This is a genomic window from Acinetobacter sp. ACNIH3 (assembly GCF_002918965.1).
Lineage (GTDB): Bacteria > Pseudomonadota > Gammaproteobacteria > Pseudomonadales > Moraxellaceae > Acinetobacter > Acinetobacter schindleri.
Genome location: NZ_PQLP01000073.1, coordinates 1 through 7,722 on the forward strand (window position 1 = coordinate 1; position 7,722 = coordinate 7,722).

At 36.7% G+C, this 7,722-nt stretch carries 5 protein-coding genes and 3 pseudogenes; 2 read left to right on the forward strand and 6 right to left on the reverse strand.

Annotated features, from left to right (window positions below):
- Positions 1–109: 109 nt before the first annotated feature.
- Both C3420_RS17875 and C3420_RS15910 read right to left on the reverse strand, forming a co-directional pair.
- Positions 110–414, reverse strand: a pseudogene (locus C3420_RS17875) (DDE transposase); the annotation flags it as partial.
- 312 nt (positions 415–726) lie between these two features.
- Positions 727–1,416, reverse strand: a complete 690-nt coding sequence (locus tag C3420_RS15910) for a GntR family transcriptional regulator (protein ID WP_004281969.1) — start codon at positions 1,414–1,416, stop codon at positions 727–729.
- 893 nt (positions 1,417–2,309) lie between these two features.
- Between C3420_RS15910 and C3420_RS15915 the strand changes: the two are divergent.
- A pseudogene (locus C3420_RS15915) lies at positions 2,310–3,024 on the forward strand (IS5 family transposase).
- Positions 3,025–3,073: 49 nt separating this feature from the next.
- On the opposite strand, the gene C3420_RS15920 reads toward C3420_RS15915, so the two are convergent.
- Together C3420_RS15920 and C3420_RS15925 are read right to left on the reverse strand one after the other, a co-directional pair.
- Positions 3,074–3,985 carry a ParB/RepB/Spo0J family partition protein gene (locus C3420_RS15920; protein ID WP_103801007.1) on the reverse strand — a complete coding sequence of 304 codons (912 nt, stop codon included), beginning with the start codon at positions 3,983–3,985 and terminating at the stop codon, positions 3,074–3,076.
- Between the two features lie 13 nt (positions 3,986–3,998).
- A complete protein-coding gene (locus tag C3420_RS15925) occupies positions 3,999–4,772 on the reverse strand; it encodes a ParA family protein (protein WP_004647772.1) in 774 nt (257 codons plus the stop codon).
- An 856-nt stretch (positions 4,773–5,628) separates the two neighbouring features.
- Between C3420_RS15925 and C3420_RS15930 the strand changes: the two genes are divergently transcribed.
- Positions 5,629–6,801: a replication initiation protein gene (locus tag C3420_RS15930; RefSeq protein ID WP_044113093.1), complete on the forward strand. Its 1,173-nt coding sequence runs from the start codon at positions 5,629–5,631 to the stop codon at positions 6,799–6,801.
- Positions 6,802–7,104: 303 nt separating this feature from the next.
- On the opposite strand, the pseudogene C3420_RS15935 reads toward C3420_RS15930, so the two are convergent.
- Positions 7,105–7,291 (reverse strand): annotated as a pseudogene (locus C3420_RS15935) (IS5/IS1182 family transposase); the annotation flags it as partial.
- A gap of 33 nt (positions 7,292–7,324) precedes the next feature.
- Positions 7,325–7,722 (reverse strand): IS66 family transposase (locus tag C3420_RS15940; protein ID WP_146048171.1); only part of this gene is annotated, 398 nt, incomplete at its 5' end.

The following is a 7,722-nucleotide window of genomic DNA, read 5'->3' on the forward strand; positions in this document are numbered from 1 at the left end:
CGCTCTTTCTCTGATTTCAGGGGTATATTTTAATTTTGTCATCGGGACACTACGCTTCGCTACGTCTTGCGAAGCAATGCTTCTCATCTCAGAATATTGACTCTCCGACAAACCCGGTACGGTTCAGACTGACTTTTGCACGTTGAGCCATATGTTTCATTTGTCTTCTTAGAATATTGTAGGCAATAAAGCCCCCCATAATTATTGACAAACTAAATCAGGTTGCTTGTTCCTCAAATGCTTGCCCTCCTGTAAATCACTTTTGATTTCTGGGTAACACATTTCTATTTCCCAGCGCTGAGCATAAAGCTTCGCCAAGCCTATCAGTGGCTATGTCTTTGGGTTCATTAATAAAGTGATATAACGTCTAATTTTCCCTGCCTGCTTAACCTCAATCAAACGCGCTTCCCAATACCCTGTTGCCATTAGAGGCCAAAAGCCGCTGTAAACTGGATCCTGAACTAAAAATCTATAATCAGGAAATCAATAAAGAAGAATAGAAATTAAGTATGTATTTGGCAGTCTAAAAACTTTCAAAATGCTTTCAGAACGTTATCGCAATAGAGCTAAAAGCCCCCCCTTTTGAGATTCAATCTAGTTGCTGGAATTTATAATTTGCAACTGAGTAAGAATGATTTATGAAGGAGGTCTAATCTAAGAAAATAAAAAAATTCCTAAAACCATTTAACTTCTTAGGATTTGAATGGGCAGGATATAAATATAAGCTTATGCTTGAATATCTAAGGTCATTTCAATTTTGTCCTGTGACCAGATTTCGATGTCATATTCAATCACTAGATCATCTGATTTTGAAATACGTTCAATATAAGTGGCGGTTTGACTTAAAGGAATACCTAAGTGCTGGCTCTCAAAATGAGACACACCGGTATTTTTAATTTTTAACTGACTACTCGTGTAATTATAATGAAAGTGATTTTTAATGACATCTTGGACCGAAGTAATCACATTATAATTCAGCACATCTGGAAACAGCGCAACAGGTAAATAATTATATTCTAGAAGTACTGGTACATCATCAGCATAACGTAAACGGATAATTTCAATAAAGCCCAATTTACGATTTTCTTCGCTAAAAAGATTACTGTGATCCAATCGCTGCAGCTGTCTGGTCGAGATCAGTTCAGTTCTGGCATTAAAACCCTGTGCCTTCATATAAGAACGAAAATTTTCAATTGAGTTTGGATAATATTGAATTTTTTTATTACTCACGAACCAGCCGAGATTTTGCCGTTTGAAAATTTTATCTTCGGCACGAAGCTGTTCATAGGCCTTACGCACTGTTTCCCTTGAACAGTCAAACTTTAATGCCAAGTACCGTTCGGATGGAATTATTTGATTAGAACTGTAATTTTTCAATTCAGCCTCAATCAAATCTCTGATTTCCATATACTTCATTCAGTGAATCCAGTGAGTGCTCATAAGTGATAAAGATAGTACTAAATTAAAGAACAGAGGAAAATTGAAAACAAGGTACAGATCAGTAAAAAGATGCATTCCCTTGTTTTAATGAGAATGTTTAGCAGCATGATTGATACGTGATTCTGAGAGAATATCGTTGTCCACTCATAATGTTCTCATTTATGCAAAAAGAATAGACTAAATTTGTCTAGGAGAGTGGTGACAGTCTAATCTAATTAAAAGGCATCTACAAAATCGGCGGCTATTCGTAATAGTCGACTGAGAAAATTACGTACCTTGATTCTAGACATTATTGCCCACCTCTACTAGCACATTTCCTGACACAGTCCCTATCTATACATTTGAATGCCTTTGACTATTAAAGATTATCTTTAATAAAATGAGCTTTATAGGGCAATATACTAAGATCTCCAGACTGTTGAATCCGGCAAGCGCACTGAGTGCGGTTCCGTAACGTGACACTGGGTAACGTCTTGGACTGCTGTATGTAGACAAAAAATGAAAGCTGCGGTTTAAAGCTGGCGTCCTTCAAAATTTATCTCATTTTATAACTGATGTCTGTATTTTCAGGTAATTATACCGCACCAAAAAAAACATCTATTCACTAACGATCACTTAGGCTATTTATTATAAAAAAACAACCATACATCATTGATATATGTCCATTTATTTATACTTTTTTCATGGACATAAGTTAATTAGTTAATTTTTTAGGTCCCATATATCATCTAAGCGGAATCAATTAAAACCTGTTATAAGTCAGTGTAACATTGAAATTTATAGAAATAATATTTAAAACCGTTTTTTATTTTCAATTAAGGTGTCATCAATTAGCTTGAGAAAATCTTACCGGTCCTCATAATTTTTTCATGACTAAACGCTATGCATTAAAAGATGATCAGTGGGAACAGATTAAAGATCTGTTACATGGACGAATGGGTACTGTTGGAGTAACGGCCAAAGATAACCGACTATTTGTTGAAGCGGTATCGTTCAGGTATCCCGTGGCGAGACTTAATCGAACGCTTTGGTGATTTTAGAGTAGTGCATACTCGTTTTAGTCTTTGGGCTAAAACAGGTGTGTGGCAGAGAGTCTTTGAAGTGCTGTCACATGACCTTGACAATGAATATGTCATGTTAGACTCCACCCCATTGTACGTGCTTACCAACACAGCGCTGGGGGGAAATCAGGCGACTAGGCGCAGTAAAGGGGGCTTAAGCACCAAAATTCATGCCCGTACTGATGCTTTAGGCAACCCGACAGGATTTTATCTCACGAATGGGCAGGTCCATGACTTAAACGGTTCAGATGTGTTGCTGGACTTATCGTTGAGCCAGACCTGGTTTATGGATAAAGCCTACAACTCTAGGGATCGGGTCATTGATCCAATTTTAGAGGCGAAGGGTCAAGTTGTGATGCCCGCGAAAAGTAATTCTATTGATCAGCGTGATTATGATTGACATATCTACAAGGCAAGACATCTGATCGAGAATTTTTTTGCCAAGCTCAAACAATATCGTGCTATTGCCACACGCTATGATAAATTGGCTCAAAACTTCTTATCAGCGATCTTTCTGGCTTAATTGATAACACGCCCTAGTTTGAGATTGTCAAAAAAAGTGTAGCAACTTGCTACACTTTTTCACTTTTCTGAATAAGCTGTTTTAAAAAATCTTCTAGTTGTAAGAGACTAGCTTCGTCAATTTCCGAGATATTCAGAGAAACCTTAAGCTGTTTTTGATTGAGTTTGATATTCCCCGCAATCTTACCTGCATATTCAATTTTTCTAACCACAGATGTTGTGGTCAGTTTTCCTGGATCCTGACTCAATATTTTTTCAGCATAGGCAGTAACTTTACTTTGCTCTAGTTTTTTGTCTTTTACTTTTTCCCAAGCCCCTAGCAAAGCCTTTTCGGCCTCAGAAAGTTGCTCTATATGATCCGACAGAAATTTTTTGAATGCAGTTGCAGCAGTACGACCTAGTAGGCCTGGTTCCACATCAAGGTCATTTAAAATTACTTGAGGCAGTTTTTCGTACGCTAAATACTTGTACATATCTTCGCGATTTAAACCCAGTGAATTGGCTAAACGTTGCTTGTTTTTCTTTAACTTCTCATCAAGTGAGTTCAGGCCAATAAAAATTTCATAATCTGTCAGGTCCTGACGCTTTAAATTCTCTGCTAAGGTTAACAAAGATGCTTCTACATTATTCGCATCAATGATAATCGCTTCAATCACAGACTTGCCGAGTAAATGGTGCGCCCGTAAGCGCCGCTCGCCTGCAATGAGTTCATATTTCAGATTATCAAGTTTACGCACTGTAATGGGCTGCAACAGACCGACTTCATTAATGGAATCCGCCAGTTCTTTTAATTGTGACTCTTCAAATAATTTACGCGGCTGGTTTGGACTGCGACTAATATCCTCAATAGGAACATTACGTCTAAACTCTTTCAGCTCTCTAATATTGTCTTTCTGTGCTTGCTGATGTTTTTCTGTATTCTGTTTCAGTTTCTGAGCTAAAAGCTCTTTGGTGCTTGCCATAATACTCTCAGGTTTAAACTTTAGCTACAATTTCATTGGCAAGGCTTTCAAAAGCCTTACGTACTTTTGAATTTTTTTCTACATTCAAAAGTGATTGTTGCAGAATCGCTGCTTGATTAACTTTAGTACTTTGAGGAATGGTGGTCTCTAAAAGTTTTCCTACCTGTTTTAAGGCTTCATTCCGAATCAGCTTACAGACATTCTGACGTTCATCATGCTTAATTAGTAAAGCGCCTAAAAGCTCTAAATCTGGATTAATACGTTTGATCTTTTCAAGATGATTTAAAAGATCTGTTACCCCATACAATCCATATTGTGATCCGGATTCGATAGGAATAATGACATGTGTTGAAGATGCCAGGGCATTGCTGGTTAATAATTTAAGACTAGGTGGACAGTCGATCAATATAAAATCATAAAGATCTTTTAACAGTTCTAACTTGATATTTAACTCTTCAGAAGGACGGGGAGCTTCTTCTTTTAGTTGGTCTTCAGTTTTTCCTAAATTCAAGGAACCATAAATTAATGATACTTTTTCAAAGTTCGTTTCTTCTTGTAATGCATCTGCCAACAACGAAATATCGCCCACTAGTAATTCTGCTGTAGTCACAACAATTTCGCTTGGATGTTGGATCCCAATGTGTAAACTTGCGTTTGCTTGAGGATCTAAATCAATGACTAAAACCTTGTTGCCCAGATTGGCAAGTTCTGAGGCTAGGTGCACAACAGTCGTTGTTTTGCCACATCCGCCTTTATGGTTAGCAACAGTAATAATTTTTGCAGACATGCGTGTCAGATGATTCCGTATTTGAATGTTTAGTAATATAAATAACTTTCACTCATCTTACTATAGTTTTAAAATTTATAAATCCTATTTGTTCAGATGTAAAACAGCTTAAAAATAAATTTTTAACTAAGCTAGCTTAATTAATAATTAGAATAATTAGTTATTTAGCTAATTAATAATTAAGAGTGTATTTTTATTATATAAAACAAATGCTTAGAGTTTTAAAAGTGGAAGGTTTGTCACTCTAAAGTGGAAGGTCTGTCACTCTAAAGTGGAAGGTTTGTCACTCTAAAGTGGAAGGTCTGTCACTCTAAAGTGGAAGGTTTGTCACTATAAAGTGGAAGGTCTGTCACTAGGGTGGAAGGTTTGTCACTGCTATTTTTTAAACCGCTATTTTTATTTAAAAATAATTTAAAAAACAATTATTTAATATGTTAATAAAGTCTCGTAACTAAGCCTTAAAGGTGGAAGGGTTGTCACTGTATATTCTTAACCTGTGGATAATCTGTTTTTATTGGATATTTCCTGATGATTATATGTGCAGTTATACCTTTCGAATCTAACTGAAAGGTGGAAGCCTTGTCACATCAGGGTTTCTATTTAACTTAACCTATCTGAATGTGGGTGAAAAAAGTAAAAATAGTCATTCTAAACTGTAATTTCGGGGGCTAAAGGTGGGAGGTCTGTCACTGTAGGGTGGAAATATTGTATTTAATTCCACTTTAAAGGCAAAAAACCGGATAATAACGCTTTTTTTGATGACGGACCTTCCACTTTTAGAATCTTGTGGTGAAAGTCTTGAAAGTTTTTCCACTTTTGTATATAAAAACTAAGTCAAATTATAAATATCACGGTTATGACAGAATCTGAACCATTGCAAGAAGAAACGAATTATATTCCCTACTGTATAGGCAACATTCGCCATAATGGCGTTGTCAGTACCAGTAACCGCTTAATTCGCCCAATCGAGTTGTCATCCAATGAATATAAGGCACTTCTATATGCAATGGCGGTTGCGAATTATAGTGAGAAAAATAGGGTAGATGGTGAAATTACCGAACAAACTTATATTTATTTGTATAAGGATGATTTGGCAGATTTACTAGGATTAAATAAACGTAATTCAATTAATGTTGCAATAGATCGGATCTATAAAGAGCTTTCATCCCGGGTAGCTCATTTTATTATTGAGGAGCCTGCTGATAATGGTAAGAGAAAGACTAAAAAAGTACATTCTGTCGTTCCCATTATCCGTGAGTTAAGATGGGAAGATGACTCTAAAAATGCGATTCAGATTCGTTTTACTAGTGAGGTGTTGCCGTATTTCACTCAACTGGCTGGGGGTAATTTTACTACCTATCAGCTAAAACATCTTTTTGCCCTAGATTCTGTTGCCAGTATGAGTCTTTATACTTATTTCATTAAAAACGAATTTAAGTACGCCAATCAAAAGAGTTATGAAGTGCCATTGCTTTTAGAAAACTTGAAAGCACTGATTGATATTAATGAAACCAAATATGATCGCTGGGTAGATTTTAGACGCTATGTATTAGACAAAATAGTGACAGAAATTAACGAAAATACAGATCTACAATTAGAGTATGAAACCGTTAAGAAAGGCCGTCCAATTGTAGGTGTGAATTTTAAACTGCATCATCGGATTGCTGATAAGGCACTGGATGAAATTGCAGTGATTGAAAAAATCTATCTTGATGTTCCATTTGAAGACAATGCATCCGTAAAAGAATTAGGGGCTAAATTCGATACGAATGTACGTTCTTGGTATATTTTTAATAATGATGAAAATTATCAGCAGTTCAAGAAGTGGTTTAAAAAAGTAGGATGCCTCACTGACTCTCAAGCAAATATTGTCATTAATGACACTTTATTCCAAATGGATTTTGCTGAAATTGGTATGGGGCTGAATGACTTTAAACGAAATATGAAGCATAAACTTAAAAATAATCCAGAATTCGTTCAAAGTATTCGTGAAAGACTGAATGATATTTTTGGTAAAGAGCTGATCTAGCGAAAAGTGTAGCAACTTGCTACACTTTTTTAAATATATGTTTGTAAAGAATACAAGTGGTAAGGACCCTAGGATAAAAACGACTCTGTTGGATAAAGGCTTTAGATATAGATCTTCCCTAAGTTATCCAAATTCAAGTGACAACTTGGGTATGAGGTCTGCCTAATTCCTTAAATCTATTCAAAACGTAAGTGTTCGCTGAACACACCTTATGAATTCATCCTATAAGCCTTAATTTAGTCCCCACTTAAAAACAAGTGGGGACTAAATTTATGACTACAAATAACTAGGGTCTGTTGACATTTACTGTTCATAATTAACCCTATAAAGGTAGCCATAAAAATATACAGGCTAAAGCAACAGAACTTTGATAATTTCTTTTGAGCTTGTCATATCGAGTAGCTATTCCTCTAAATTGCTTTAATCTACAAAACATATTTTCAACTAAATGCCTGATTTTATATAAATACCAGTCCATATGGTCATTGTTCGGTAAGCGTCCGCTGAACCCCATGCCTATTTTTTAATTCGGTTCAGGTTTCCAGCAGTGTGGCAGTAACTCTTCAATCTGGGTCACTTTATGTGTCGGCAGCCTTTTCAGCACATCACTTAAATAGGCATACGGATCCAGCCCATTCAGCTTTGCTGACTGGATTAACGTCATGATGTTTGCCGCTCGCTGACCACTGCGCAGCGAGCCAGCAAACAGCCAGTTCTTGCGCCCCAACGCCCAGGGACGCATCTGATTTTCAATCCCTTGCGCAGCAATGCTGCTCATATCTATAGGCAAATTACCATCATCCAGATAGCGGCAGAGTGCCTGCCAACGTTTTAGGCTGTAATTGATCGCCTTGGCGGTGGGAGAACTCGATGGCACTGTCAGATGATGTTGGTTGAGCCATTCATACAGTTGTGCCATTC

What these genes read in the sequence shown, in the direction of transcription:
- C3420_RS15910 (WP_004281969.1), bottom strand. Translation starts at nt 1,416, where the DNA reads ATGAAGTATATGGAAATCAGAGATTTGATTGAGGCTGAATTGAAAAAT.
- C3420_RS15920 (WP_103801007.1), bottom strand. Translation starts at nt 3,985, where the DNA reads ATGGCAAGCACCAAAGAGCTTTTAGCTCAGAAACTGAAACAGAATACA.
- C3420_RS15925 (WP_004647772.1), bottom strand. Translation starts at nt 4,772, where the DNA reads ATGTCTGCAAAAATTATTACTGTTGCTAACCATAAAGGCGGATGTGGC.
- C3420_RS15930 (WP_044113093.1), top strand. Translation starts at nt 5,629, where the DNA reads ATGACAGAATCTGAACCATTGCAAGAAGAAACGAATTATATTCCCTAC.